Origin of the sequence: Janibacter corallicola NBRC 107790 (assembly GCF_001570965.1) — a bacterium.
Taxonomy (GTDB): Bacteria; Actinomycetota; Actinomycetes; order Actinomycetales; family Dermatophilaceae; genus Janibacter; species Janibacter corallicola.
Genome location: NZ_BCSR01000026.1, coordinates 11,059 through 35,726 on the forward strand (window position 1 = coordinate 11,059; position 24,668 = coordinate 35,726).

At 71.6% G+C, this 24,668-nt stretch carries 19 protein-coding genes and 2 tRNA genes; 14 read left to right on the plus strand and 7 right to left on the minus strand.

Features of this window, described 5'->3' with window-relative positions; genetic code table 11:
* Nucleotides 1–11 precede the first annotated feature (11 nt).
* The 5 genes from JCO01S_RS10195 to JCO01S_RS10215 are packed head-to-tail and all read left to right on the plus strand — an operon-like array spanning nt 12 to nt 6,573.
* Complete coding sequence (locus JCO01S_RS10195; protein WP_245634401.1) at nt 12–1,232, plus strand: glycosyltransferase family 4 protein; 1,221 nt, start codon at nt 12–14, stop codon at nt 1,230–1,232.
* A complete protein-coding gene (locus JCO01S_RS10200; RefSeq protein WP_068254836.1) occupies nt 1,229–2,431 on the plus strand; it encodes a glycosyltransferase family 4 protein in 1,203 nt (400 codons plus the stop codon). The genes JCO01S_RS10195 and JCO01S_RS10200 overlap by 4 nt, the downstream gene beginning before the upstream one ends.
* Complete coding sequence (locus JCO01S_RS10205) at nt 2,428–4,260, plus strand: ABC transporter ATP-binding protein (protein WP_068254839.1); 1,833 nt, start codon at nt 2,428–2,430, stop codon at nt 4,258–4,260. The genes JCO01S_RS10200 and JCO01S_RS10205 overlap by 4 nt, the downstream gene beginning before the upstream one ends.
* Nucleotides 4,247–5,479, plus strand: a complete 1,233-nt coding sequence (locus JCO01S_RS10210) for a phosphotransferase (protein WP_068254842.1) — start codon at nt 4,247–4,249, stop codon at nt 5,477–5,479. Before JCO01S_RS10205 ends, JCO01S_RS10210 begins: the two co-directional genes overlap by 14 nt.
* Nucleotides 5,476–6,573 carry a phosphotransferase family protein gene (locus JCO01S_RS10215; RefSeq protein WP_068254845.1) on the plus strand — a complete coding sequence of 366 codons (1,098 nt, stop codon included), beginning with the start codon at nt 5,476–5,478 and terminating at the stop codon, nt 6,571–6,573. The genes JCO01S_RS10210 and JCO01S_RS10215 overlap by 4 nt, the downstream gene beginning before the upstream one ends.
* Nucleotides 6,574–6,616: 43 nt before the next feature.
* On the opposite strand, the gene JCO01S_RS10220 is transcribed toward JCO01S_RS10215, so the two are convergent.
* Both JCO01S_RS10220 and JCO01S_RS10225 read right to left on the minus strand, forming a co-directional pair.
* Nucleotides 6,617–8,050 (minus strand): pyridoxal phosphate-dependent decarboxylase family protein, encoded by a 1,434-nt coding sequence (locus tag JCO01S_RS10220; RefSeq protein ID WP_068254848.1) that lies wholly within the window; start codon nt 8,048–8,050, stop codon nt 6,617–6,619.
* Nucleotides 8,047–9,387 carry an MFS transporter gene (locus JCO01S_RS10225; protein ID WP_068254851.1) on the minus strand — a complete coding sequence of 447 codons (1,341 nt, stop codon included), beginning with the start codon at nt 9,385–9,387 and terminating at the stop codon, nt 8,047–8,049. Before JCO01S_RS10225 ends, JCO01S_RS10220 begins: the two co-directional genes overlap by 4 nt.
* 79 nt (nt 9,388–9,466) lie before the next feature.
* On the opposite strand from JCO01S_RS10225, the gene JCO01S_RS10230 reads away from it, so the two are divergent.
* The 8 genes from JCO01S_RS10230 to JCO01S_RS10265 all read left to right on the plus strand — a co-directional run bounded on the left by JCO01S_RS10230 (nt 9,467) and on the right by JCO01S_RS10265 (nt 17,052).
* Nucleotides 9,467–10,684: a pyridoxal phosphate-dependent aminotransferase gene (locus JCO01S_RS10230; protein WP_068254897.1), complete on the plus strand. Its 1,218-nt coding sequence runs from the start codon at nt 9,467–9,469 to the stop codon at nt 10,682–10,684.
* Complete coding sequence (locus tag JCO01S_RS10235) at nt 10,681–11,136, plus strand: FluC/FEX family fluoride channel (RefSeq protein WP_084342823.1); 456 nt, start codon at nt 10,681–10,683, stop codon at nt 11,134–11,136. Before JCO01S_RS10230 ends, JCO01S_RS10235 begins: the two co-directional genes overlap by 4 nt.
* Nucleotides 11,133–11,489: a fluoride efflux transporter FluC gene (locus tag JCO01S_RS10240; protein WP_068254855.1), complete on the plus strand. Its 357-nt coding sequence runs from the start codon at nt 11,133–11,135 to the stop codon at nt 11,487–11,489. The genes JCO01S_RS10235 and JCO01S_RS10240 overlap by 4 nt, the downstream gene beginning before the upstream one ends.
* 81 nt (nt 11,490–11,570) lie before the next feature.
* On the plus strand, nt 11,571–12,083 hold the full coding sequence (locus tag JCO01S_RS10245; protein WP_068254858.1) for a MarR family winged helix-turn-helix transcriptional regulator: 513 nt from the start codon (nt 11,571–11,573) through the stop codon (nt 12,081–12,083).
* 217 nt (nt 12,084–12,300) lie between these two features.
* Nucleotides 12,301–15,561, plus strand: a complete 3,261-nt coding sequence (gene icmF / locus JCO01S_RS10250) for a fused isobutyryl-CoA mutase/GTPase IcmF (protein WP_068254861.1) — start codon at nt 12,301–12,303, stop codon at nt 15,559–15,561.
* 20 nt (nt 15,562–15,581) lie between these two features.
* Nucleotides 15,582–15,950, plus strand: a complete 369-nt coding sequence (locus JCO01S_RS10255; protein ID WP_068254900.1) for a YidH family protein — start codon at nt 15,582–15,584, stop codon at nt 15,948–15,950.
* Nucleotides 15,947–16,297 (plus strand): DUF202 domain-containing protein, encoded by a 351-nt coding sequence (locus JCO01S_RS15740; RefSeq protein WP_157074565.1) that lies wholly within the window; start codon nt 15,947–15,949, stop codon nt 16,295–16,297. The genes JCO01S_RS10255 and JCO01S_RS15740 overlap by 4 nt, the downstream gene beginning before the upstream one ends.
* Nucleotides 16,297–17,052, plus strand: coding sequence for a helical backbone metal receptor (locus tag JCO01S_RS10265; protein ID WP_068254903.1), 756 nt, complete (start codon nt 16,297–16,299; stop codon nt 17,050–17,052). Before JCO01S_RS15740 ends, JCO01S_RS10265 begins: the two co-directional genes overlap by 1 nt.
* A 286-nt stretch (nt 17,053–17,338) precedes the next feature.
* On the opposite strand, the gene JCO01S_RS10270 is transcribed toward JCO01S_RS10265, so the two are convergent.
* From JCO01S_RS10270 to JCO01S_RS10280, 3 genes are all read right to left on the minus strand, one after another.
* Nucleotides 17,339–19,159 carry a S8 family peptidase gene (locus JCO01S_RS10270; RefSeq protein ID WP_068254867.1) on the minus strand — a complete coding sequence of 607 codons (1,821 nt, stop codon included), beginning with the start codon at nt 19,157–19,159 and terminating at the stop codon, nt 17,339–17,341.
* 171 nt (nt 19,160–19,330) lie between these two features.
* A complete protein-coding gene (locus JCO01S_RS10275; protein WP_068254869.1) occupies nt 19,331–20,593 on the minus strand; it encodes an acyl-CoA dehydrogenase family protein in 1,263 nt (420 codons plus the stop codon).
* 92 nt (nt 20,594–20,685) lie between these two features.
* The gene (locus tag JCO01S_RS10280; RefSeq protein WP_068254871.1) at nt 20,686–22,011 is read right to left on the minus strand and encodes an acyl-CoA dehydrogenase family protein; all 1,326 of its coding nucleotides are present in this window, start codon (nt 22,009–22,011) and stop codon (nt 20,686–20,688) included.
* Between the two features lie 288 nt (nt 22,012–22,299).
* Between JCO01S_RS10280 and JCO01S_RS10285 the strand changes: the two genes are divergently transcribed.
* Nucleotides 22,300–24,138: a phosphoenolpyruvate carboxykinase (GTP) gene (locus JCO01S_RS10285; RefSeq protein ID WP_068254874.1), complete on the plus strand. Its 1,839-nt coding sequence runs from the start codon at nt 22,300–22,302 to the stop codon at nt 24,136–24,138.
* 144 nt (nt 24,139–24,282) lie between these two features.
* On the opposite strand, the gene JCO01S_RS10290 is transcribed toward JCO01S_RS10285, so the two are convergent.
* Both JCO01S_RS10290 and JCO01S_RS10295 read right to left on the minus strand, forming a co-directional pair.
* Nucleotides 24,283–24,355 (minus strand) — tRNA-Arg (locus tag JCO01S_RS10290).
* 178 nt (nt 24,356–24,533) lie between these two features.
* Nucleotides 24,534–24,621, minus strand: a tRNA-Ser gene (locus JCO01S_RS10295).
* Between the last annotated feature and the right edge of the window lie 47 nt (nt 24,622–24,668).

A 24,668-nucleotide genomic window follows, 5' to 3' on the forward strand; every position in this document is an offset into this window, starting at 1 on the left:
ACGAGCCCCGCGTGGGCTACGTGCTCAAGATGTACCCCCGCTTCTCGGAGACCTTCATCGTCCACGAGATCCTCCAGCAGGAGGCCGCCGGCACCCAGGTGGAGATCTTCTCCCTGCGCCTGCCGATCGACGGCCGGTTCCACCAGGCGCTGGCCGACGTGCAGGCGCCGGTCACCTACCTGTCCCGCCAGCACCGGGTCGGGCTGTTCTGGTCCGCCCTCGGCGAGGCGGCCCGGGACGTGCCCACGATCGGCGAGCACCTGCCCGAGCTGCTCGCCGCGCCGGCGGACGAGGCGCTCGCCGCCGTCGAGGTCGCGGCCATGGTGCGGCGCCGGAGTCTGGAACACCTGCATGCGCACTTCGGGTCGATCGCCGCGAACGTCGCCCGGTTGGCGGCCCGCCTGAGCGGGGTCACCTACTCCTTCACGGCGCACGCGAAGGACATCTTCCACGAGGACGTCGACCCCGCCGCCCTCGCCGCCCGACTGCGCGAGGCGCACACCGTCGTGACCGTCAGCGACTTCAACCGGGAGTACCTGCGCAGCACCTACGGCAGCGACGCCGAGCGCGTGGTTCGGCTGTACAACAGCATCGACCTGGCCGCCTTCCCCTTCGCGCCGAAGGGGGCGACCGCCGGCCCCGCACGGGTGGCTGCCGTGGGGCGCCTCGTGGAGAAGAAGGGCTTCGCGGACCTGTTGACCGCCACCGCCGAGCTCGTGGCCCGGGGGCATGAGCTGCACGTGGACCTCGTGGGCACCGGCCCCCTCGAGGGGGAGCTGCGCGACCACGTCGCCCGGCTCGGCCTGGAGTCGGTCGTGTCCATGCACGGCGCCCTCCCGCAGTCCGCCGTCCGCGAGATCGTCACCGCCGCGGACGTCTTCGTCGCCCCCTGTGTCGTCGGCGCCGACGGCAACCGCGACGGGCTCCCCACCGTGCTGCTCGAAGCACTCGCCCTGGGGACCCCGGCCGTGGCCACCCCGGTCACCGGGATCCCGGAGATCGTCCGGCACGGGGAGACCGGTCTGCTCGTGCCGGAGGCCCACCCCTCGGCCCTCGCTGCCGCGATCCACCGCACCCTGGCGGATCCGGACGCCGCGGCCGGCCGCGCCCGCGCCGCACGAGAGCTGCTCGAGGCCGACTTCGACCTGCGCGAGCACGCGCGGGAGCTGCAGACGATCTTCCGGGCTGCCGTCGCCGAGGGCACCGCCGCGAGGACGGGGGCCGCGGCATGAGTCGCGTCGTCTACGTCAGCACCGACCCCGGTGTGCCGGTCTTCGGCCGCAAGGGCGCATCCGTGCACGTCCAGTCGCTCGTGCGTGAGCTGGTGCGAAGGGGGCACGAGGTGCACCTGGTCACCGCCCGGGTGGGCGGGCGGACCCCGCGCGGGCTGGAGGACGTCGTCGTCCACGAGCTCGCCCCCGTCACCGGGGCCGACGGGGCCGAGCGGGAGGCCTCCGCGCGCATCAGCGCCGAGTCGGTCCTCGAGGTCCTGGACGGGCTCCGGGAGGTCGGCGGGCCGGACCTGGTGATGGAGCGCTACGCCCTCTGGTCCGACGCGACGATGCGCTGGTGTGCCGAGCAGGGCGTACCGAGCGTGCTCGAGGTCAATGCGCCACTCATCGACGAGCAGGCGGAGCACCGGGTGCTCGCCGACCGCGACCGGGCCGAGTCGATCGCCGAGCGGGCCTTCGGCGCGGCGACGTCGATCGTCTGCGTCACGCCGGCGGTTGCCGACTGGGTGGCCGCCCGGGTGTCGGACGACCGGCACGTGCACGTCGTGGCCAACGGCGTGGACACCCGGCGCGTCCGACCGCTCGAGGTCCCTGCGGCGCCACCCGCCGGGGAGTTCACGGTCGGCTTCGTCGGCACCCTCAAGCCCTGGCACGGGGTGGAGGTGCTCGTGCGGGCCTTCGCCCGGCTCGCCGACACCGTCACCGGCGCACGCCTGCGCGTCGTCGGGGACGGCCCGCAGCGCGAAGTGATCCGGACACTCGTCGCCGACCTCGGAATCGGGGACCGGGTCGACCTCGTCGGGCCCGTCGACCCCGAGGAGATGCCCCGTCAGCTCGCCGCCATGGACGTCGCGGTCGCGCCCTACCCGGAGCTGGCCGACTTCTACTTCTCGCCACTGAAGATCTACGAGTACCTGGCCGCCGGCCTACCGGTCGTGGCCAGCGCCATCGGGGAGGTGCCGGAGCTGCTGGACGACGGCGACCTCGGGATCCTCGTCACCCCCGGCTCGGTGGCGGAGCTCGCGGCCGTCCTGGCCGGCCTGGCGAGCGAGCCGGCCATCCGGGAGGACCTGGGGCGCAGCGCCCGCCGCGCGGCGGTGGAGCGTCACGACTGGAGCTGCGTGCTCGACCGGATCCTCGCCACCGTGCCGGAGCCCACCACCACGCTCGCCGACGAGCTGCTCGGACGGATCGCATGAGCGCCCTCCCCCGCCCGCGCCCCAAGCCCACCTCGATCCGCGAGGCGATGCCCGGGCTGCGACGGCTGGTGCCCCACCTGCGCGGGCACATGCGCTCCCAGCGGGTGCTGGTCGGTGGCGGCCTGACCGCGATGTTCCTCGAGGTGGCGATGCGCCTGCTCGAGCCCTGGCCGTTGAAGTTCGTCATCGACGGCGTCATCGGCAGCCTCGGGGCCGACATCGCCACCGGCGCCCCGCAGGACCTCCAGCAGGTGCTCGCCCTCGCCTGCCTCGGCCTGCTCGCCGTCGTCGGGCTGCGCGCGGTGGCCAGCTACGCGATGACGATCTGCTTCGCGCTGGCCGGCAACCGGCTGCTGACCTCCGTGCGCGCCGACGCCTTCGCCCACCTGCAGCGGCTCTCGCTGGACTTCCACGACCGCGCCCGCACGGGCGACCTCGTCCAACGGCTGACGTCCGACGTGGGCCGGCTCAAGGAGGTCGCGGTCACCGCGGCGCTGCCGCTCTTCGGCAACGTCGTCACGCTCGCGGTCATGCTCGTCGTGGTCTTCTTCCTCGACTGGCAGCTCGCGCTGTGCATGATCGTCGTCTTCCCCGTCTTCCTGCTCACCGGACGGAGCGTCACGAGCCGGATCCACACGGTCTCGCGCAAGCAGCGCAAGGCCGAGGGACACCTGGCCACGCTGGCCACGGAGACCCTCGGGTCGATGCCGGTCGTGCAGGCCTACACCCTCGAGGAGGAGATGCAGCAGCGCTTCGCCTCGAACAACCTCAAGACCCTCAAGGACGGGGTCAAGGCCAAGAAGCTCTCCGCCGGCCTGGAACGCAGCACCGACGTGCTCGTCGGCCTGGCCACCGCGCTGGTCCTGTGGGTCGGTGCCCAGCGGGTGCTCGCCGGGGCGCTGACCCCCGGTGAGCTGGTCGTCTTCATCACCTACCTCAAGGCGGCCTTCAAGCCCATGCGCGACCTGGCCAAGTACACCGGCCGCATCGCCCAGGCCGCCGCGTCAGCCGAGCGCGTGGTCGACCTGCTCGAGCAGGAGCCGAAGGTCCGCGACGCGTCCTGGGCCCGCCCGGGTCGCCGGCTGCGCGGGCACGTGGAGTTCGATGGCGTGTGGATGGGCTACGAGCCGGACCGCCCCGTCCTGCACGGCATCGATCTGCGGATCCACCCCGGCGAGCGGGTGGCCGTCATGGGCCCGTCCGGCGCGGGCAAGTCCAGCCTCGTCGGGCTGCTCACCCGCGCCCGGGACCCGCACAGCGGCTCGGTGCGGCTGGACGGCTTCGACCTGCGCGACCTGACGGTCCACGACGTGCGCACCCAGGTGGCGATGATCCTGCAGGAGAGCCTGCTCTTCGCGACGAGCATCCGGGACAACATCGCCATGGGCGCCCCCGGGGGCACCGACTCGGTCACGGACGAGCAGGTCGTGGCGGCGGCCCGGGTCGCGGACGCGCACGAGTTCATCACCCGGCTGCCGGAGGGCTACGACACCGTCGTCGCCGAGCGCGGCACCACCCTCTCCGGCGGGCAGCGCCAGCGCATCGCGATCGCCCGGGCCGTCATCCGGGACGCGCCCGTCGTCGTCCTCGACGAGGCCACCACCGGTCTGGACGCCGAGACGGAGGACGAGGTCGTCGCCGCCCTGGCCAGGCTGACCCGCGATCGCACGACGCTGATCATCACCCACGACCCGGAGGCCGCCCGAGGCGCCGACCGGCTGGTCTGGCTGGAGGACGGTCGGGTCGTGGACTCCGGGCGGCCCGGGGACGTGCTGGCCCGCCACGCCGAGGAGATCGACGAGGGAGGTGCCCTGCATGCGGTCGGTTGACGAGGCACACGCCCACCTCGTCGCCCGGGACCCCGACCTGCCCGCACTGGAGCAGCTCGTGGAGCCCGACCACCTGGCGACGCGCCTCGGCGTCCCGGTCACCCGCGGCTACCTGCGGTACAAACCCGGCACGAGTGCGATCGCCCTGCTGGACGTCGGTGGGCGCGCCGCCATCGGCCACGTCTGGGGCGCTGCCCGGGAGGAGAAGCGGGCCAAGGCACTGCGCGACCTCACCGATGAGCAGGTGCTGCTCGACTCCCCCTCGGAGCACCTGCTCGTGATCGACGCGATGGCCGACCGCGCCATCCCCGCCCTTCGCACCCACGTGCTCGGCGGCAGGCTGCAGGAGACGATGGTCCGGGCTATCGGCGAGCCCACCGCACTCGGGACGGCACGGACGCTGGCGCACAAGCCCGCCCGTCGGTGGGTCGGGCAGGTCAGAACCGCCTCCGGACGCGACGTCACCCTCCGCGTGTACCCGAGGCAGGAGCTGCACGGACACCTCGACGCCCACGAGCTGATCCTCCGGCACGCGGCAGGTTCCCCCCTGCGGCTGCCCCGGCTGCTGGCCCACCACCGCCGGGGAGTGCTCGCCCTGGAGCACCTGCCCGGACGCACTCTCACGACCGACGTCGCGGACTCCCTCGTGTACCGGTTCGGGGAGTCACTGGGCACCCTCCACGCCGCGGGCACCACCGGCGGGACCGCCGGCTGCCCCGGGGTCGCGGGCACCGCGAGCCCGGCGATCGCGCGCGCCCTGCCCGAGGTCTTCCACGGCGCCGCCGCGGTGGCGAAGGGGGCGGCCGGCGCCCTTCGCCCGTCCCCGGCCACGATCGTGCACGGCGACCTGTCGTTGGACCAGGTGGTCGAGTCCGACGGGCGGCTGGGCCTGATCGACCTCGACCGTGCTCGGATCGGCGTCCCTGCGGACGACCTGGCCGGGCTGCTCGCGCACGCGGCGCTGGACGTGCTGCTCGACGGTGCCGACCGGGAGCAGGCTCTCCGCGTGGCCGGGAGGATCGCCACCCCGCTGCTGGCCGGGCACGCGAGCACGTGGCGCGGCCGGGAGGACGGGGACCTCGCCCCACGGGTGGCGCTGTCGCTGCTGGCCCGTGCCGGCGAGCCCTTCGGCGCGGCCCACCCCGACTGGGTGCGGGTGACCCGGGACCTGCACGAGATCGCGCGGCGGCTCGTGGCACGTGAGGCGGTGACGGCGTGAACGGCGTGCTGACCGAGGTCCTGGCGACCGCCGGTGCCAGCGGACACACCCTGCTGCGGGCCCACCCCCGCGCCGACCGGCTGCACCTGGAGATGGCCGACCACCGTGGCCGACGGGTCATCGGGCAGTGGCTGCCGGACGCCACGCTCGCCCGTGAGGTCACCCGCGGCACCGAGGAGGCGGCCCCGGGGCTGGCCCGGTTGCACGACCGCCACCTGCTGGTCCAGCGCGCCGGTGCCGACCGGCGCCTGACGGTGCTGCCCGAGCTCGTGGCACGCGGTGGCGACCTGGTCGTCCACCGCCCCGAGCGCCGCGCCGTGGTGCGCACCACGGACGACGGGCGACCGAGGTACACGAAGGTGGTGCGTCCGAGGCGGACTGCGGACCTGGTGCGGCGGATGGGCACCGCCACCCGCGTGCCCGGCCTGCGGGTGCCCCACGTCGTCGCGGCGGACGAGGCGGACGGGACCGTCGGGCTGAGCACGCTGCCCGGACGGCCGCTGCACGACCTGCTCGCCGAGCCCGGCGGGCCGGGGACGGAGGCCGCCCGCATCGTCGGGGAGACGGTGCTGCGGCTGCACTCCGGTCTCGAGACCGCCGGGCCCGCCGTCGCCGGCCACGACCTGGACGACGAGGTACGCGCGACCCGCGCGCTCATCGACCTCGCCCGAGCCCACCGGGTGGTCCCGGCGACGGCGGCCGCCGACCTGGACCGCGCACTCGTGCGCGCCGCCGGGCAGGTCGCGGCCGCCGGCCCGATGCCCCGGGCGCTGCTGCACCGTGACCTGCACGACAAGCAGCTGCTCGTCGACGTGGACGAGGTCGGGGTGCTCGACGTGGACATGCTCGCGGCGGGTGACCCCGCCCTGGACCTCGGCAACCTGCTGGCCCATCTGGACCTGCGGGTCGCCCAGGGGTGGACGAGCCGGACCGTCGCGGCGGAGGTCGAGGAGGCGGTCCTCGCCGGGTACGGTCCCGGGCCGCGCCTCGCCACGGCGACCGACGGCTACCGGGCACTCACGACCGTCCGGCTGCGGGCCCTCTACGCCTTCCGTCCGGCCGACCTCCCACACGGCCCGCTGCCCCGCTCCTGAACGAGATCCCCGGGGTCGGCTGCGCCGAGCCGACGGGGGCACCTCAGCGGGTGAGCCGATCGAGCACCGCGGTCAGCAGGGACTCCCGCAGCGGCGGGGGAACGACGTCGAGCAGGGCGTTGATCTCGGCCATGCGCTCCGGGACCGTCACCCGACCCGAGTCGCCCGCCAGCCCGGCGACGGCCAGCAGCCCGTCGAGGGCGGCGTCGTCGAGCGTCGCCGCGTCCAGTTGCCCCGCAGCGGCGGCCAGCTGCGGGTCGACGTGGACCGGCCCCCTTCGCACCGCCTCCGCGGTCGCCTCGGTGAGCGCGGAGGCGAGCTCACCCACGCGGCTCGCGGTGGCGGCGCACAGCGACAGGTGCACGGTCGCGGGGTGCCCGGCGAAGGACATCTGCGGCTGGACCAGCCAGCCGCGGGCGCCCATCTCGTCGGCGACCGTGAAGACGTCGCAGCGCTCGTCCGTCGTGAGCGCGAGCAGCGTGGAGTCGGGTGGGACGACGACGCGCAGCCCGTCGATCTCCTCCACCGCGGCGGCCACCTCGAGCGTCGCGGTGCGCGCCCGGGCGGCCAGGCCCCGGTATCCGTCGAGGCCGATGGCGCGGGCGACCGCCCACGCGGCGGCGAGGGGGCCGCCGGACTTCGTCGACTGCAGGGTCGTGTTGAGCACCGTGTACCCGGGCCAGTCCGCGCAGGCATAGAAGTGACCGCGACGCAGACCCGGGTCCCGGTGGAGCAGGAGCGAGATGCCCTTGGGCGTGTACGCGTACTTGTGCAGGTCCACCGAGACGCTCGTGACGCCGTCGAGGGCGAAGTTCCACGGCGTCACCTCCTCGAGGAAGGGCAGCACCCACCCACCGATGCAGGCATCGACGTGGCAACGGATCCCCCGCGCGGCGGCGAGCGCCGCGACCTCCTGCACCGGGTCGATGACCCCGTGCGCGTACGACGGGGCGGAGACCACGAGCAGCACCGTCGCGTCGGTGATGACGGCGGCCATCGCCTCGGGGTCGGCCCGGAAGGTCCGCGGGTCCACGGGGACGGTGACGACCTCGACGCCGAGGAGGTGGCCGGCCTTGTGCACGGCCGCGTGGACGGTCTCGGGGACGACGACCTGCGGGCGGGTGACGTGCGGGGCGCCCTCGCGCGCGGCGAGCACGGCGAGGACCAGCGACTCGGTGCCACCGGAGGTCGCGACTCCCACCGCACTCGCCGGAGCGTCGAGGAGGTCGCGTGCCAGCCCCACGAGGTCGGACTCCATCGCGGCGAGTGACGGGAACGCCGTCGGGTCGAGGCCGTTCGTGGCAGCGAAGGAGGTCAGCGCCTCGCGACCGATCTCGTCGGCGGCGGCGATCCCCGAGTCGTAGACGTAGCTGAGCGTGCGGCCACCATGGGTGGGAAGGTCCCCCGCCCGCAGGTCCGCCAACGCGGTCCGGACCTCCTCGGCCCCGGCGGGGCGGCTCCATTCGATCGGGGTCATGACAGGTCCTTCCCGGCCGCGGCGACGGCGGCCTCGTCGATCCGGTAGTGGCGCAGGAGCAGCAGCGAGGCGAGGAAGAGCAGGGCCGGCAGCACGCTGAACCCGAGGACGATCGCGGTCAACGCCGAGCCGGGCTGCTCCACCGCACCACTGGTCGAGGAGACGTAACCGCCGATCATGAGCACGAGCGCGTACACCCCCGGGCCGAAGGCGAGCCCGAGCGTCTCGACCGCCGTCCACACCCCGGTGTACACGCCGACGCGGTTCTCCCCCGTGCGGTCGGCGTCGACGGCGGCGGCATCGGGCAGCATCGCCAGCGGGAACATCTGCGTGCCCGCGTAGCCGACACCGACGAGCGTGATCGCGCCGGCGACTGCGATGAGCCCGTGGTCGCGCGCGAACCACACCAGCAGGGCGCCTGCGGCGAAGCACACGGTGGCCGCGGTGAATCCGGGCCGCTTGCCCGTGCGCGTGCCCACCCGCTCCCACAGCGGGGTGACCACGAGCGCCGGGGCGACGAAGGCGACGAAGAGGGCGGTCGAGGCACCCGGGCTCTCGATGACCCAGCGGGCGGTGTAGTCGACGCCCGCGAGCATGACACCGGTCGCCAGCGCCTGGATGGAGTAGGTCAGCATCAGCGCGCGGAAGTCGCGGGCGCGGGCGACGATGCGCAGCTGGTCACGCAGTGACCCGCTGGCGCTGACGTGCTCGACGGGGGCGACCCCCTTCGTCGCCCACCACGCCCCGACCGAGCCGAGCAGGATGAGCACGCCGACGAAGACCCCCACGGCGCGGTACCCCCAGGGGTGACCGAGCGCGTCCCGCAGCGCCGGGGACAGCCCACCCGAGGCGAGGATCGCGAGCGCGAGGACGACGACACGCCAGGTCATCAGGCGGGTGCGCTCCGTGTAGTCCCGCGTCAGCTCCGACGGCATCGCCACGTACGGCACCTGGAAGAAGGCATACGCGCTGGCGCAGGCGAGGAACAGCACGACCACCCAGGTGGCGGCGAGCCCCTGCGGCGCGGTCGGCCCGGCGAAGAGCAGCGCGAAGCAGATCGCCAGCACGATCCCGCCGCGCAGCAGGAACGGTCGCCGGCGCCCGTCCGGGTGGGTGCTGCGATCGGAGATGCGACCGGCGACCGGGTTGAGCAGCACGTCCCAGGCCTTGGGCAGCAGGACGACCAGTCCGGCGATCCCGGCGGCGATGCCCACGCGATCCGTGAGGTACGGCAGCAGAAGCAGCCCGGGCACGGTGGGGAAGGCGCCGGTGACCACCGACCCCAAGCCGTAGCCGCGCCGCACCCGCGCCGGCAACGCCGCCGGTGAGACCTCCATGGCGTGATGCTACTCACGAGTCATCCACATGTCGTCGACCTGCGATGAGGGTCCGGGCCGGGGTGAGATGATCACGCACATGCGCCAGATCCGCCAGAGCCTGAAGCTCAAGGACGTCCGCTACGACGTCCGGGGACCGATCCTCGAGGAGGCCAAGCGCCTCGAGGCCGAGGGCCACCAGATCCTCAAGCTGAACATCGGCAACACCGCCCCCTTCGGCTTCCAGGCACCCGAGGCGGTCGTCGCCGACGTGACGAGGCACCTCTCGGACGCCCAGGGGTACTGCGACAGCAAGGGCATCTACTCCGCCCGGACCGCGGTGGCGCAGTACTACCAGTCACGCGGCCTGCCCGCGACCACCGTCGAGGACGTGTGGATCGGCAACGGGGTCTCCGAGCTCATCACGATGGTGCTGCAGACCTTCGTCGACGACGGCAACGAGATCCTCGTGCCGGCCCCCGACTACCCGCTGTGGACGGGCGCGGTCTCGCTAGCCGGCGGCACCCCGGTGCACTACCGCTGCGACGAGGCCAACGCGTGGAACCCCGACCTGGCCGACATCGAGTCCCGGATCACCGAGAACACCCACGCCATCGTCATCATCAACCCGAACAACCCCACCGGCGCGGTGTACTCCTCGGAGACCGTCCGGGGGCTCATCGACATCGCCCGGCGCCACGACCTCGTCGTCATGGCCGACGAGATCTACGAGAAGATCATCTACGGCGACGCCGTGCACCACCACGCGGCCGCCTACGCCGGCGACGACGTGCTGTGCCTGACCTTCTCCGGGCTGTCCAAGGCCTACCGGGTCTGCGGGTACCGGGCCGGCTGGGTGATGGTCTCCGGGCCGAAGCACCTGGCCGAGGACTTCCTCGAGGGCCTGACCCTGCTGGCCAACATGCGGATGTGCTCCAACGTCCCTGCCCAGCACGCGATCCAGACCGCCCTGGGCGGCTACCAGTCGATCGACGAGCTCATCGTCCCCGGCGGGCGCTACCACGACCAGGCCAAGCTGGCCTCCCGGCTGCTGAACGAGATCCCCGGGGTCAGCTGCGTCGAGCCGAGGGGCGCGCTGTACTGCTTCCCCCGGCTGGATCCGCAGGTCTACCCCATCGAGGACGACGAGGCCTTCGTCATCGAGCTGTTGCGCGCGAAGAAGATCCTCGTCACCCACGGCACCGGCTTCAACTGGCCGGAGCCGGACCACTTCCGCCTCGTGGCGCTGCCCGACGAGGAAGTGCTCACCGAGGCGATCGGCCGGATCGCGGAGTTCCTGGAGGCCAAGCGCGCATGAGCGCCGAGGCCGCTCCGGAGCCCCCGGGCGAAGGGGGGACCCGCGCCGCGGTCATGGCCGGCGGAGCCCTCGGCACGGCCGGACGGTGGTTGCTCGGACTGGCCCTTCCCGCCGCCGGCCCCGGCTGGGGCTGGGCGACGCTCGCGGTCAACCTCAGCGGCGCCCTGGCCATGGGCATCCTCGTCGCGTGGCTCGCGACCCGGACGAGTTCTCCCCTGCTGCGGCCTTTCGCCGCGGTCGGGCTGCTCGGCGGCTGGACGACGTACTCGACCTTCGCGCTGGACGTCCACGCGATCGCCGGCGGAGGCAGTGCGCTCGCCGCGGTCGGCTACGTCCTCGCGACCCTGCTGCTCGGCGTCGGTGCCGCCCTGGCCGGGCTGCTCCTCGGTGAGCGGTGGTTCATCGTGAGCCCGTCGCTCGCGGACCAGTACGCGGACGAGGAGGAGCTGTGACCCTGCTGCTCGTCCTCGTCGGTGGCGCGCTCGGCGCGCTGGCCCGCCACGAGGCCACGACCCGCACGCGGGAGCGTGGCGCCACCGCGGCCGGGGCCACCATGGCGGTCAACCTGCTCGGCTCGCTCGTGCTCGGGCTCGTGGCCGGGGCAGTGCAGTCCGGCGCGCCGGACTGGCTCCTCCCCCTGCTGGGAGTCGGCTTCTGCGGCGCCTTCACGACCTTCTCCAGCCACGCCGTCGAGGTGGCGGCGGCGATCCAGGAGCAGCGGGCGCGTCATGCCCTCGCCGACCTCGGCCTCAGCCTGGTGCTCGGCGTGGCACTGGCCGCCCTCGGCTGGTGGATCGCCGCCTGACGGGAGCGTCTTCTCCAGACCACGACGCCGCCGGGGCGAGGTCCGTGGGCCGAAGACGCTTGCACGTCCTAGGATTGCCGCATGACCGACCGCGACCCGATCGCCGCAGCGCACGAGCAGTGGGTGGACCACGGCTGGTCCGACGCGGCCGACGGGATGGCGCTGGTGACCTCCCTGACGCGGGCCCACCAGCTCCTCGTCGAGCGCATCGAGGACTCGCTGCGACCCCACGGCCTGACCTTCGCCCGCTTCGAGGTGCTACGGCTACTCGCCTTCAGTCGCCGCCGGTCGATGCCGATGAGCCGGCTCGGCTCCCTGCTGCAGGTGCACCCCACGAGCGTGAGCAGCGCCGTCGACCGCCTGGAGAAGCAGGGGCTCGTCGAGCGCCTACGCCTCGAGCGCGACCGACGGGTCGTCCTCGCCTCCATCACGACGAAGGGGGTCGAGGCCGTCGAGGCGGCCACCGCGGACCTGAACGCCCGGGTCTTCACCTCCCCCGGCCTCGCCCCGGACCAGGTGCGGTGCACCACGGAGCTGCTCACCTCCCTTCGCCAGGCCCACGGGGACACCGTGGCAACCCGGGCTCAAGCCTGAGGGTCACCGGCGGGGTCGGACCGGAAGCGCGCGTGGCCCGACTCAGGGAGCGCCCTTCGAAGCTCGCCCGCTGAGCGAACTCGCACCTCAGGAACCGGAACGAGCGACCAAGGGCCATGCGCCTTCCGGCCGAGCCCCGCCCACGGCGGCTGGCGAGTCATTACTTGGATGTCCTAGTATTGATCGGGTACCGATCCCCGATGACGAGGTTCCACCGATGGCAGCACCCGCCAAGCCCGACCTGCACGTGCCCACCAACCCGGTTCGTTTCGTGACCGCGTCCTCGCTCTTCGACGGGCACGACGCGAGCATCAACATCATGCGGCGGATCCTGCAGAGCCAGGGGGCCGAGGTCATCCACCTGGGGCACAACCGCTCGGTCCAGGAGGTCGTGGACACCGCCATCGACGAGGACGTCCAGGGCGTCGCCGTCTCCTCCTACCAGGGCGGGCACGTCGAGTACTTCGAGTACCTCACCCAGTTGCTCGCCGAGCACGGGATGGGACACGTCAAGGTCTTCGGCGGCGGCGGGGGCGTCATCGTGCCCGAGGAGATCGACCGGCTGCGCCAGGCCGGGGTCACGATCTTCTCCCCCGAGGACGGTCAGCGCCTCGGCCTGCCCGGGATGATCAACACCCTCATCGCGGGGTGCGACTACGACCTGTGGCAGGAGGCGCCGGTGGCCCTCGAGCCGGTGCTCTCCGGCGAGCGGGGTGCGGTCGCCCGGGCCATCAGCGGCGCGGAGCTCGGCCGGCTGGACGAGTCCTTCGTCAGCGGCATCCAGCAGGCGGCGGAGCGCTCCACGGCTCCCGTGCTCGGCCTGACCGGCACCGGCGGTTCGGGCAAGTCCTCGCTGACCGATGAGCTGATCCGCCGCTTCCGCGTGGACCAGCAGGACAAGCTGCGCATCGCCGTCATCGCCGTCGACCCGACCCGGCGCAAGGGCGGCGGGGCCCTCCTCGGGGACCGCATCCGGATGAACTCCCTCGGCCACGCCACGGCCGATGCCGGACCGATCCTCTTTCGCTCCGTCGCCACCCGAGGGGACCGCGAGATCCCGGACTCGCTGAGCACGGTCATCGACATCACCAAGGCCGCCGGCTTCGACCTGGTCATCGTCGAGACGCCCGGTATCGGGCAGGGCGACGCTGCCATCGTCCCCTTCGTCGACGTGCCGATGTACGTCATGACGCCGGAGTTCGGCGCGGCCAGCCAGCTGGAGAAGATCGACATGCTCGACTTCGCCGAGGTCGTGGCGATCAACAAGTTCGAGCGCCGCGGGGCCGCCGACGCGCTGCGCGACGTGGGCCGGCAGATGGTGCGCAACCGTGAGGCCTTCGGGAGCAAGCCGCAGGACATGCCGGTCTTCGGCACCTCGGCCGCGACCTTCAACGACGACGGCGTGACCGCCCTCTACCAGCACCTGCGCGGGCTGCTCACCGAGCACGGGCTGCAGGTCGGGGAGGGCCAGCTGCCCAGCGTCGACACGAGGTACTCCACCCGCTTCGACCAGGTCGTGCCCGCCACCCGTGTGCGCTACCTGTCCGAGATCACCGAGACGGTGCGCGGTTACCACGAGCGCACCGGGGTGCTGGCCGAACAGGCGCGCCGGGTCCAGCGCCTGGCCCTGGTCGACGACGAGCTCACCGCCGCCGGCAAGGACGGTCACGGGGTCGACGAGCTGCTGGACGCGGCCCGGGCCGAGCTGCCGACGGAGGTCGGGGAGAAGATCGAGCAGTGGCCCGCCGTCGTGGACTCCTACTCCGGTGAGGAGCAGGTCATCACGATCCGAGGCAAGGAGATCCACACCAAGCTGACCAAGGAGTCGCTCTCCGGCAACACGATCCCCCGGGTGGCGCTGCCGCGCTTCACCGACCACGGCGACCTCGTCACCTTCTGGCGCTCGGAGAACCTCCCCGGCTACTTCCCGTACACGGCCGGCGTCTTCCCCTTCAAGCGGGACAACGAGGACCCGGCCCGGATGTTCGCCGGCGAGGGAGACCCCTTCCGCACCAACCGGCGATTCAAGTTGCTCTCCGAGGGTCAGCCCGCCACTCGCCTGTCCACGGCCTTCGACTCGGTGACCCTCTACGGGCGCGACCCGGGCGAGCGCCCGGACATCTACGGCAAGGTCGGCACCTCGGGCGTCTCGGTCGCGACCCTGGACGACATGAAGGCCCTCTACGACGGGTTCGACCTGGTCTCCCCGACCACGAGCGTCTCGATGACGATCAACGGGCCGGCACCGACGATCCTCGCCTTCTTCCTCAACACCGCCATGGACCAGCAGGTCGACCTCTTCCGCGAGCGCGAAGGGAGGGAGCCCTCCGCCGAGGAGGCGCAGGAGCTGCGCGCCCACGCGCTGGCCAACGTGCGCGGCACCGTCCAGGCGGACATCCTCAAGGAGGACCAGGGGCAGAACACCTGCCTCTTCTCCACCGAGTTCTCGCTGCGGATGATGGCCGACATCCAGGAATGGTTCATCGAGCAGGGGGTGCGCAACTTCTACTCCGTGAGCATCTCCGGGTATCACATCGCCGAGGCCGGGGCGAACCCGATCAGCCAGCTCGCCTTCACCCTCGCCAACGGCTTCACCTACGTCGAGGCCTATCTCGCTCGCGGGATGGACATCAACGACTTCGCGCCGAACCTCTCCTTCTTCTTCTCCTCCGGCATGGACCCCGAGTACTCGGTCCTGGGCCGGGTGGCCCGCCGGATCTGGGCGGTGACGATGCGGGAGAAGTACGGCGCCAACGAGCGCGCCCAGAAGCTGAAGTACCACATCCAGACCTCTGGTCGGTCGCTGCACGCCCAGGAGATGGACTTCAACGACATCCGCACCACACTGCAGGCCCTCAACGCGCTCTACGACAACGCGAACAGCCTGCACACCAACGCCTACGACGAGGCGGTCACCACGCCCTCGACCGAGTCGGTGCGTCGAGCCCTGGCCATCCAGCTGATCATCAGCAAGGAGTGGGGCCTGTCGATGAACGAGAACCCGCTGCAGGGATCCTTCATCATCGACGAACTGACCGACCTCGTCGAGGAGGCCGTCCTGGCCGAGTTCGACCGGATCAACGACCGCGGCGGCGTGCTCGGCGCGATGGAGACCGGCTACCAGCGCGGGCGCATCCAGGACGAGTCCCTCGTCTACGAGCACGGCAAGCACGACGGTTCGCTGCCGATCGTCGGCGTCAACACCTTCCTGCGCCCCGACGGGGACAAGGGTGAGCCGGAGGAGATCGAGCTGGCCCGCGCGACCGAGTCCGAGAAGCGCTCCCAGCTGGACCGGGTGCACACCTTCCAGGAGGCCCACCGGGACGAGGCCGAGCAGGCCATCGCCCGGCTGAAGGAGGCCGCCACCGGCGACGAGAACGTCTTCGCCGTCCTCATGGACGCCGCGCGCGTCTGCTCCCTGCAGCAGGTGACCGAGGCCTTCTTCGAGGTGGGTGGCCAGTACCGACGCAACGTGTGAGCGTCGCTAGCGTGGACTCCATGAGCACCAGGACACGCTGGCCCGCGCGGGTCTACGCCGAAGGGGAGGAACCGGACTACCGCTTCTCCCTGGCCAACGAACGGACCTTCCTCGCGTGGCTGCGGACCGGGCTGGCGCTCATCGCCGCAGGGGTCGCGGTCGACTTCGTCGACCTCGACGTCGGCGACTTCACCACCCGCGTGCTGTCCCTGGTGCTGCTGGGACTCGGGGCACTCAGTGCGGTCTTCGCCTGGGTGCGCTGGTCCGGCGGCGAGCGGGCGATCCGGCTCCACCAACCGTTGCCCGCCATGGGGGTCGGAGCCGCCGTGGTCGTCGCGGCCCTGTTGGTGGTGGCCGGGGTCCTCGTGGCCGCGGCGGTGCTCCCGTGAGTGACGGTGGCGCTCCCGTGGCCGGGCCGGCCCACACTCCTCCGCCGGGCTTCCAGCCCGAGCGCACCGTCCTGGCCTGGCAACGGACCGCGCTCGCCTGCGCGGCCGGCGCCGCACTGATCGCCCGGCACACCGCCACGGTGCTCGGACCGATCGTCCTCGTGATCTTCACCGCGACCCTCGCCCTGTCGGTGGTCGCCTTCGTCCTGGGTCGCCACCGCTACGAGATCGCGGCCGACGAGCCCTCGCGCCGTCGGGACGGGCGCGCCCCCGCCGCGCTCGCCTTCGCGGTCCTCGCCCTGGCCATGACCGAGCTGCTCTCCCTCACCCTCCAGGAGGTGCCGTGATGCAGGACGATCTGTCCGCCCCCGTCGAGATGACCGCTCCCCCGCGCCGTGTGGTCTCGCTGGTCCCCAGCCTGACCGAGGCGATCGTCGAGACCTGCCCGGACGTGCTCGTCGGCGCCACCGACTGGTGCACCCACCCGGCCGACCTCGACGTGGCCCGGGTGCGGGGGACGAAGAATCCGAACCTGTCTGCGATCGCCGATCTCTCCCCCGACCTCGTCGTGGCCAACAAGGAGGAGAACCGCGAGCTCGACGTGCGCCGGATGCGCGAGCGGGGCATCGACGTCTGGGTGACCGACATCGAGGACGTCCCCTCGGCGCTGACCTCGATGCGACGCCTCTTCACCGAGGCCCTCGACGTCGCCGTACCCGACTGGCTCGAGCGGGCGCAAGAGCTCTGGGGCACACCGGCCCCCACCGACCGCGGCACCGTCGTGGTCCCGATCTGGCGCGACCCCTGGATGGCCGTCGGGCCGCGGACCTACACCACCGACCTCCTCACCCGCCTCGGCTGGGCCAACGTGCTGGCCGGCGCCGACGCCGACCCCGAGAAGCGCTACCCGCACGTCGACCTCGCCGACATCGACCAAGAGGGCATCGACCTGGCCCTCCTACCCGACGAACCCTACGAATTCACCCCCGAGGACGGGCCCGAAGCCTTCACCCACGTGCCCACCCGACTGATCAGCGGACGCCTGCTCACCTGGTACGGACCCGCGATGGTGGAGGCTCACGAGGCGCTGCGAGCCCGGTGAGCGGGTAGGCCCCTTCGAGGTTTGTCGCAGAGCTCCTCATACCTCAGGGACCACCGGTCGCTGGGGCGCGCAGGCCGCCCCGCGGCCGAAGCCTCCAAGCGCCGACCAGGCCATCCCGTGAGTCGCCTCCCTTCGAGGCTCGCTTGCTACGCAAGCTCACACCTCAGGGGGCCGGGGCACCATTCACACCTCAGGGGCCGGGGCTCACACCTCGGGGAGCGGGCACGCCGAAGGGGCCGACCACCGGCTGATGGTCGGCCCCTTCGTCCCGTATGTCGGCTCGACGTCAGTGGCGACCGTGGTGCCGGTGGCTGCCCACCGCGGCGGCGGCATCGATGATGCCGTCACCGTAGAAGCCGTTGAACCGCTTGCTGCCGGTGCACTGGGCGTTGTACGAGTCCGGGACCGGGTCCGGGTAGTCGAAGAGCCGGGGCTCCGGGCAGGCGGTGTCCTCGGCCGACTTCATCAGGATCCGCTCGGTCCGGTCAGCGTCGAGGCCGAAGCCCCGCCAGCCGCGCTGGTGGCCGTACCGGGAGACGATGAGCGCCGAGACGCCCGTCGCGTGCGGTGAGGCCATCGACGTGCCCTGGTAGTACTCGTAGTACCCGCACTCCTCCTGGCCCCGCACCTTCGTGCAGTCCTTGAAGACCGAGCCCTCCGCCTCGGGAGTGATGTTGCCGTCCTCGTCGACCGACCCCTCGGACTTGACGACGTTCTCCGGCACCGAGGAGAGGATCATGCTCGGTGGGTTCGGCTCACCGTCGGTGGCGTCGCTGTCGTAGGCATCGCCGCCGGGGGCGCTGACCTCGATCTGACCCGAGCGCAGGTCCGTCGTGTAGTTGGAGTAGTAGGCCTTGCGCTCCGAGGGGCCGACCGCGGAGACGCCGATGACGTCCTCGTGCTGCGTCGGCAGGTCCAGGCAGTTGGCCGGGTCGATGGTCCGGTCGTGCTCATTGCCCTCGGGGTAGTTCGGGCTGGAGCTGTCCGTACCGGGATTGGCCAGGTCGGTCGCGGCGTTGCCGAGAGCACCGACGAGGGTCACGTCCTTCTCGTGGGCGTAGTCCAGCGCCCGCGAGACCGACTCGATGATCATGTCCTGCTCGGCCGCCTCCTCGGGGCTGTCCTCGGGAGCACCACCGTGGCAGTAGTAGGCCCACGGATCGACGTAGAAGCTCATGTTCACCACGTCGATGCCCGCGTCCGCGGCGTAGGTCAGGGCGTTGACCGTCGGGCCGACGAAGAAGTAGCCCGCATCCTGGCCGGCGCGGATGTTGACGATCCCCACGTCCGGGGCCACACCGGAGACACCCATACCGTTCTTGGCCGCGGCGACGGTGCCGGCCACATGGGTCCCGTGGCCACCGTTGTCGACGTCAGCGGGATCGACACAACCGTCGTACTCGCACGGCCCGTCGATCTCGGGGATGTCGGTGACGAAGTTGCGCGAGAGCTTGTGGTCGAAGTTCGGCGCGATGTCCGGGTGGCTGGCGTCGACGCCCGTGTCGATGATGCCGACCTTGACCCGCTTGTCACCCGACTCGACCTTGTGCGCCCGCTGCGCGTTGATCATGTCCATGCCCCAGAGCTTCTTGTCCAGGGGGTCCGGCTTGTTCTTGCCGTGCCCGTGACCATGACCCTTGCCATGACCGTGCCCGTGGCCCTTGCCGTGACCATGGCCATGCCCGGGGCCCTTGCCGTGACCCTTCCCGAAGCCCGGGTAGCGCTTGTTCGGACGCTGGACGGCGTCCTCCCGCTTCGGCTCGGGCGCGTGCCCGACGACTCCCTCGGAAGCGGCCCCGTAGACCCCGCTCATCGAGCGCGCCTTCTTGGCGAAGTCGGAGTCGCTCGAGGAGACCGTGACCATGCCGACCCGGTCGTTGACCGAGGTGACGTCGGCACCGGCCGTCCTGAGGCGCTTGGCGAGGGCGGCGGCGCTGCCGTCGCGTTCGGCGAGGACGACGTAGTTCTCGGCGTCGCCGTTCCCTGTGGTGAAGGTGATCGAGCTGCTGTTGTCAGCAGGTGCCGCGGCGGCGCTCGTGGCCGTCGCCATTCCGGTCAGTCCGAGCGAGAGGGCGCCCAGGACCGAGACCATGCGGTGGTGTCGCATGCAATTCCTCCCAGTGATGGGCAGTGGCACCGTTGCCACCGCCACCAAGGGAGGCTATTGGGTCCGGAGCCCTGATGGGGGTTACCAGCCGCAGAATCACCAGCGGCCCCCGCTCGGGAGGGGATCCTCTCCGGTGCGGGGGCCGCAGGTGGGTTCATCGTCCGGCGCCGACTACTTCAGCTCCTTGCTGGAGAAGCCGAGCGTGCGGCGGGCGACGACGAGCAGCTGGATCTGCTGGGTGCCCTCGAAGATGTCGAGGATCTTGCTGTCCCGGGCCCACTTCTCGAGCAGCTCGGTCTCGGCGTAGCCGGTGGCGCCGGCGAGCTCGACGCAGGCGAGCGAGACATTGACGCAGGTGCGTCCCGCCTTCGCCTTGGCCATCGAGGCCTCCATCGAGTTGGGCTTGCCGTTGTCGGCCATCCAGGCGGCGCGGAGGGTGAGCAGGTAGGCGCTCTGGTAGTCCGCCTCCATCTCGATGAGCCGGGCGGCGGCCGCGGACTGCACGTTCGCCGGCCGGTCCCAGTCGACCTCGATGCCGCTCTCGGCGAGCAGCTCCGTCGTGCGGTCCAGCGAGGCCCGGGTCAGCCCCAGGGCCATCGAGGCGACGAGCGGACGGGTGTTGTCGAAGGTCTGCATGGCCCCGCCGAAGCCACCCTCGGTCTTGATCTCCGGGTCGCCGAGCAGGTCCTCCGCCGGTACGCGGCAGTCATCCAGGATGAAGGCCGCGGTGTCCGAGGCCCGGATGCCGAGCTTGTGCTCGAGGCGGACCAGCTTCAGCCCGGGATTGTCGCGGCGGACGACGAAGGACTTGATGGCCTGCTTGCCCAGGCTCCGGTCCAGCGTCGCCCACACGACGACGAGCTCGGCCCGCTCGCCGGAGGTGACGAAGATCTTCTCCCCGTTGAGCACGTACTCGTCGCCGTCCTTGACCGCCGTGGTCCGGATGGCGCCGGAGTCGGAGCCGGTGTCGGGCTCGGTGATCGCCATCGCGGCCCACTTGCCCGCGTAGCGCTCCTTCTGCTCGTCGCTGGCGACGGCGGCGATGGCCGCATTGCCCAGCCCCTGGCGCGGGATGGACAGGGTCAGGCCCACGTCACCGCGGCAGGTCTCCAGGATGGAGAGCACCGAGGAGAGGTTGGATCCGTTGCGGGTCCCCTTCTCCCCCTTCGCCGTCCGGCCGGAGCCGACCGCGGCGACGTCGCCCTCCTCAGCACCGTCGTCCTTGCTGCGGGTCGAGGACGAGGCGCCGGCGCCCTGGCCGGCGCCACCGTCGGCCATGCCGTCGATGACGGCCGAGACCAGGTCCAGCTCGGCGGGGTACTCGTGCTCGGCGCGGTCGTACTTGCGCGAGACCGGCCGGAAGACCTCCTCGGCCATGCCGCGTGCCTGGGAGACGAGCGGGCGGAACTTCTTCGGAACCTCGAGATCGATCATCGTCGTGTCCTTCGTGTCAGGTCTGGTGGCTTCGAGGCTGCGGCCGTGGACGGCCTCGCACCTCAGCCAGCGTTGTGGGTGGAGGTCGCGGCTCAGACGAGCAGCATGCCCTCGAGGACTCCGGCGCCCCGCAGGTCGCGGTACCAGCGCTCGTTGTCGAACTCCTTGACGAAGCCGTGGCCGCCGAGCAGTTGGACGCCGTTGGAGCCGATCCACGTGGCGTGGCGGGCGACGAGGCTGCGCGCCTGGGCGATCTCGGCGGTGGCGTCGTCGCCGCGGTCGAGCCGGGCGGCGGCCTTCCACACCACGAGGCGCAGGCCGGCGAGCTCGATGGCGATGTCGGAGACGGTGAAGGCGACGGCCTGCCGGTAGCCGATCGGCTCCCCGAAGGCCTTGCGCTCCTTGACGTACTCGCTGACGTGGTCGAGCACGGCCTGGCTGGTGCCGACGGCGGCTGCGGCCCACGCGAGACGGGCGCGGCGGACGGCGTCGGCGTGGTCCTCGGTGGTGCCGAGGATCTCCGAGCGCGGGATGCGGGCGCCCTCGAGGTGCAGCCGGGCGGTGCCCGCCGCGCGCACACCCATGGCGGGGTCGTCCTCGACCTGGACGCCCTCGGTGCCCGGCTTGACGATGACCAGCCGTGGCTGGCCGTCGATCTCGGCGGAGACGATGAACAGGTCCGCGGTCTCGGCGCCCGGGACGATCGCCTTGACGCCGGTGAGGACGACCTCGTCGCCCTCGGTGACCCCCTTCGTCTGCAGCGCGAAGGGGTCGAAGAGCACCTGCGGCTCCTGCAGCGCCAGGGCGGCGGCGGGCGGGTTCTCCCCGGTGAACTCCGGAAGGTACGTCGCCTGCTGGTCGGCGTCGCCGTACGAGGCGATGGCGGTGGCCGCCGCGGCGGGGGCCATGATCGCGGCGGCGATCCCCATGTCTCCGCGGGCGAGCTCCTCGAGCACGAGGCTGGCGGTCACCGCGGAACGCTCCTCGGCGATGCCCTCGAGCTCGGCCGGGACGCCGATGAGGTGCAGGCCGATCTCGGCGGCGGCCGAGCGCACCTCCTCGGGGACGGCGCGGTCGGTGTCGGCCTGGGCAGCCGCGGGGCGGATGGCCTCCTCGGCGAGCTCGCGGGCGACCCCCGAGAGCATCTGCTGGTCCTCGGAGGGAGTGAGGTCGAAGAGCGGCTTCGGCCCGACCTTGGTGGCACGGGCCGGGCTGCCCGACCCCTTCCGGCGGGCGAAGGCGCGGCCGGCCGCGGTCTGGGCCTTGAAGCCGGTGACCGCGCCGCGGTAGAGGTACTTCTCGACCCGAGCACGCACCTCCTTGTCCTTCAGGCCGGGCAGGCCCCCGGCCTTGGCGATGAGTCGCAGGCCGAGACGCTGGCCGCGGTCGGCCAGGGACGTGGTCTGGGTGGAAGCCATGCTGACTACCCCTTCACAGCGGATGTCGGATCAAAAGTGCTCGATACAGACAGTACCGGCTACGGACAGTACCGGTAAACCCGCGAGTCACAAGAGGACTCCGTGACCTCCCCCACCCGCGGGCGCGAGAGGGGTCCGGGACGTCAGCGGGAAGACCGCGCGAAGTCGGTGACAGGACACACACCACAGGGGCGGAATACGAATGTCACGGCGCGGTAACCTGCCCGCATCCGGGTGTCCATGCAGGGCCCCGGAGGCACCGGGAATCACGCGAGAGGGAATCACAGCATGGTCGACGTGGACGCCGCCTTCGAAGGGTCGGGCCTGACCAACGAAGCGGTCAAGGAGTACGTGCGGCACTGGGCCGGGATCACCCAGCCGGACCGGATCGAGATCGTCAGCGCCGCCGACGACGACCGGCTCATCCAGGAGGCGCTCGAGGCCGGCGAGCTCCAGCCCGCCGGCGAGGGGCGCTACTACGCCCGCTCCTACTCCAAGGACACCGCCCGCTCCGAGGAGCGGACCATCGTGGCCACCAACGACGAGAAGGACAAGGGCGTCTACAACAACTGGCGCCCCGCCGCCGAGATGAAGGAGAAGCTGACCGAGCTGATGCGCGGTCAGTCCCAGGGGAAGACGATGTACGTCATCCCCTACCTGATGTCCCCCAAGGACAACGCCCTCGCCCAGTGGGCCGCCGGCGTGGAGCTCACCGACTCCCGCGCCGTCGTGCTGCACATGATCCGGATGTCCCGGGTCGGCGTCGAGCACGTCAACGACCTGCCCGAGCAGGACAACTTCGTGCGCGCCGTCCACGTCACCGGTGACCTGGAGAACCTCGGTCAGGGCACCCCGGACGACAAGCGGTACTTCGTCACCGTCGCCGACGAGCGGACGATCCTGCACTTCGGCTCCTCCTACGGTGGCAACGCGCTGCTCGGCAAGATCGCGCACGGCCTGCGCCAGGGCGCCTACGACGGCTGGGACACCAAGAAGTTCCTCGCCGAGCAGTACATGCTCATCGGCATCACCGACAAGGAGACCGGCAAGCGGTACCACATCACCGGTGGCTTCCCCAGCGCCTCGGGCAAGACCAACCTCGCGATGATGCTGCCGCCGGACGCCATGGGCGACCGGTACCGGGTGGACTTCTACGGTGATGACATCGCCTGGCTGTGGGTCGACGAGAAGACCGGCAAGCTCATGGGCATGAACCCGGAGTTCGGTGTCTTCGGTGTCGCCAAGGACACCAACGAGAAGACGAACCCGACGGCCCTGCACTCCACCGACCCGGGCACCAAGGTCATCTTCACCAACGTCGCCTACAACCCGAAGACCGAGGAGGTCTGGTGGGAGGGCCGTACGCCCGAGCCGCCGGCCGACCTCGACGGGTGGCTGGACTGGAAGGGCAACCCGATCGCGGACCGGGAGCCGGGTGACGACTCCCCTTGGGCGCACCCCAACAGCCGCTTCACCACGACGCTGGGCAATGTCCCGAACGCGGCCGAGGACTTCGACGAGGCCGCCGGCGTGCCGATCGACGCGATCATCTTCGGTGGGCGCACCCGCGATCGTGAGCCGCTGATCCGCGCGATCCACGACGTGGCCGAGGGCGTCTACGACGGCCTGACCCTGGGCGCGGAGGCGACCTTCGCCGCCGAGGGCGTCGAGGGCCAGCTGCGCTACGACCCGATGTCGAACCGGCCCTTCATGGCCTACGGCGAGGGCGACTACGCGCGCCACTACCTCGACCTGCTGGCCCAGGTGAAGGACAAGCCGCTCTTCGCCCACGTCAACTGGTTCCAGAAGGACCCGGAGGACGGGCACTACGTGTGGCCGGGCTTCCGCGAGAACCTCCGCCCGCTGCTGTGGCTGATGCGCCTGAAGGACGGCGAGGTCACCGGCCGCAAGACGGCCGTCGGCATCCTGCCGACCGAGGAGGAGCTGGACCTGGAGGGTCTGGACCTGCCGAAGGAGGACCTCGAGCGGATCCTCTCGATCGACGTGCCGCGCTGGCAGCAGGAGATGGGCTTCCGCGAGGAGCACCTGAACCAGTTCGACCGGCTCCCGGAGGAGATCTGGGAGGCCCACCGCCGCGTCGCCAAGGACCTGCAGGACGAGGCCTGACCGACACCGCACCTCAACGAAGGGGGTGGCCCCGGGTTGATCCCGGGGTCACCCCCTTCGTCGTGCTCTCCCGAGCGGACACACGAGAACGGCCCGGCAGCTCAGTTGCTGCCGGGCCGTTCTCGGTGCTGTCTGGGCACAGAGCGCGCCTGTAGGGATTCGAACCCCAAACCTTCTGATCCGTAGTCAGATGCTCTATCCGTTGAGCTACAGGCGCCCGCCGCCGTGACGGCGACAAGCAGAGACTGTACCCGGTCCGGCCGCCCACCACGAAATCGGACCGGCCAGGACGACTCCGCCGGCAGCGAAGGGGGCCCGCTGCGGGGTGAAGGGGCCGTCCCCCTCGGGGAATGGCGGGAGCCCCCGGGCCGAGCGGCTCGGGGGCTCCCGTTGCGCGGAGGCGGAGGGATTTGAACCCTCGACGGGGGGTGAACCCGAACCGCATTAGCAGTGCGGCGCCATAGGCCTCTAGGCGACGCCTCCAGACAACATCGGACAGCGTAACCGGCGACCTCCCGACCATCCAAGTC

Excerpts from the sequence above, each read along its gene's own strand:
- JCO01S_RS10200 (WP_068254836.1), top strand. The coding sequence starts at position 1,229 with ATGAGTCGCGTCGTCTACGTCAGCACCGACCCCGGTGTGCCGGTCTTC.
- JCO01S_RS10205 (WP_068254839.1), top strand. The coding sequence starts at position 2,428 with ATGAGCGCCCTCCCCCGCCCGCGCCCCAAGCCCACCTCGATCCGCGAG.
- JCO01S_RS10210 (WP_068254842.1), top strand. The coding sequence starts at position 4,247 with ATGCGGTCGGTTGACGAGGCACACGCCCACCTCGTCGCCCGGGACCCC.
- JCO01S_RS10220 (WP_068254848.1), bottom strand. The coding sequence starts at position 8,050 with ATGACCCCGATCGAATGGAGCCGCCCCGCCGGGGCCGAGGAGGTCCGG.
- JCO01S_RS10225 (WP_068254851.1), bottom strand. The coding sequence starts at position 9,387 with ATGGAGGTCTCACCGGCGGCGTTGCCGGCGCGGGTGCGGCGCGGCTAC.
- JCO01S_RS10230 (WP_068254897.1), top strand. The coding sequence starts at position 9,467 with ATGCGCCAGATCCGCCAGAGCCTGAAGCTCAAGGACGTCCGCTACGAC.
- JCO01S_RS10235 (WP_084342823.1), top strand. The coding sequence starts at position 10,681 with ATGAGCGCCGAGGCCGCTCCGGAGCCCCCGGGCGAAGGGGGGACCCGC.
- JCO01S_RS10245 (WP_068254858.1), top strand. The coding sequence starts at position 11,571 with ATGACCGACCGCGACCCGATCGCCGCAGCGCACGAGCAGTGGGTGGAC.
- icmF (WP_068254861.1), top strand. The coding sequence starts at position 12,301 with ATGGCAGCACCCGCCAAGCCCGACCTGCACGTGCCCACCAACCCGGTT.
- JCO01S_RS10255 (WP_068254900.1), top strand. The coding sequence starts at position 15,582 with ATGAGCACCAGGACACGCTGGCCCGCGCGGGTCTACGCCGAAGGGGAG.
- JCO01S_RS10265 (WP_068254903.1), top strand. The coding sequence starts at position 16,297 with ATGCAGGACGATCTGTCCGCCCCCGTCGAGATGACCGCTCCCCCGCGC.
- JCO01S_RS10270 (WP_068254867.1), bottom strand. The coding sequence starts at position 19,159 with ATGCGACACCACCGCATGGTCTCGGTCCTGGGCGCCCTCTCGCTCGGA.
- JCO01S_RS10275 (WP_068254869.1), bottom strand. The coding sequence starts at position 20,593 with ATGATCGATCTCGAGGTTCCGAAGAAGTTCCGCCCGCTCGTCTCCCAG.
- JCO01S_RS10280 (WP_068254871.1), bottom strand. The coding sequence starts at position 22,011 with ATGGCTTCCACCCAGACCACGTCCCTGGCCGACCGCGGCCAGCGTCTC.
- JCO01S_RS10285 (WP_068254874.1), top strand. The coding sequence starts at position 22,300 with ATGGTCGACGTGGACGCCGCCTTCGAAGGGTCGGGCCTGACCAACGAA.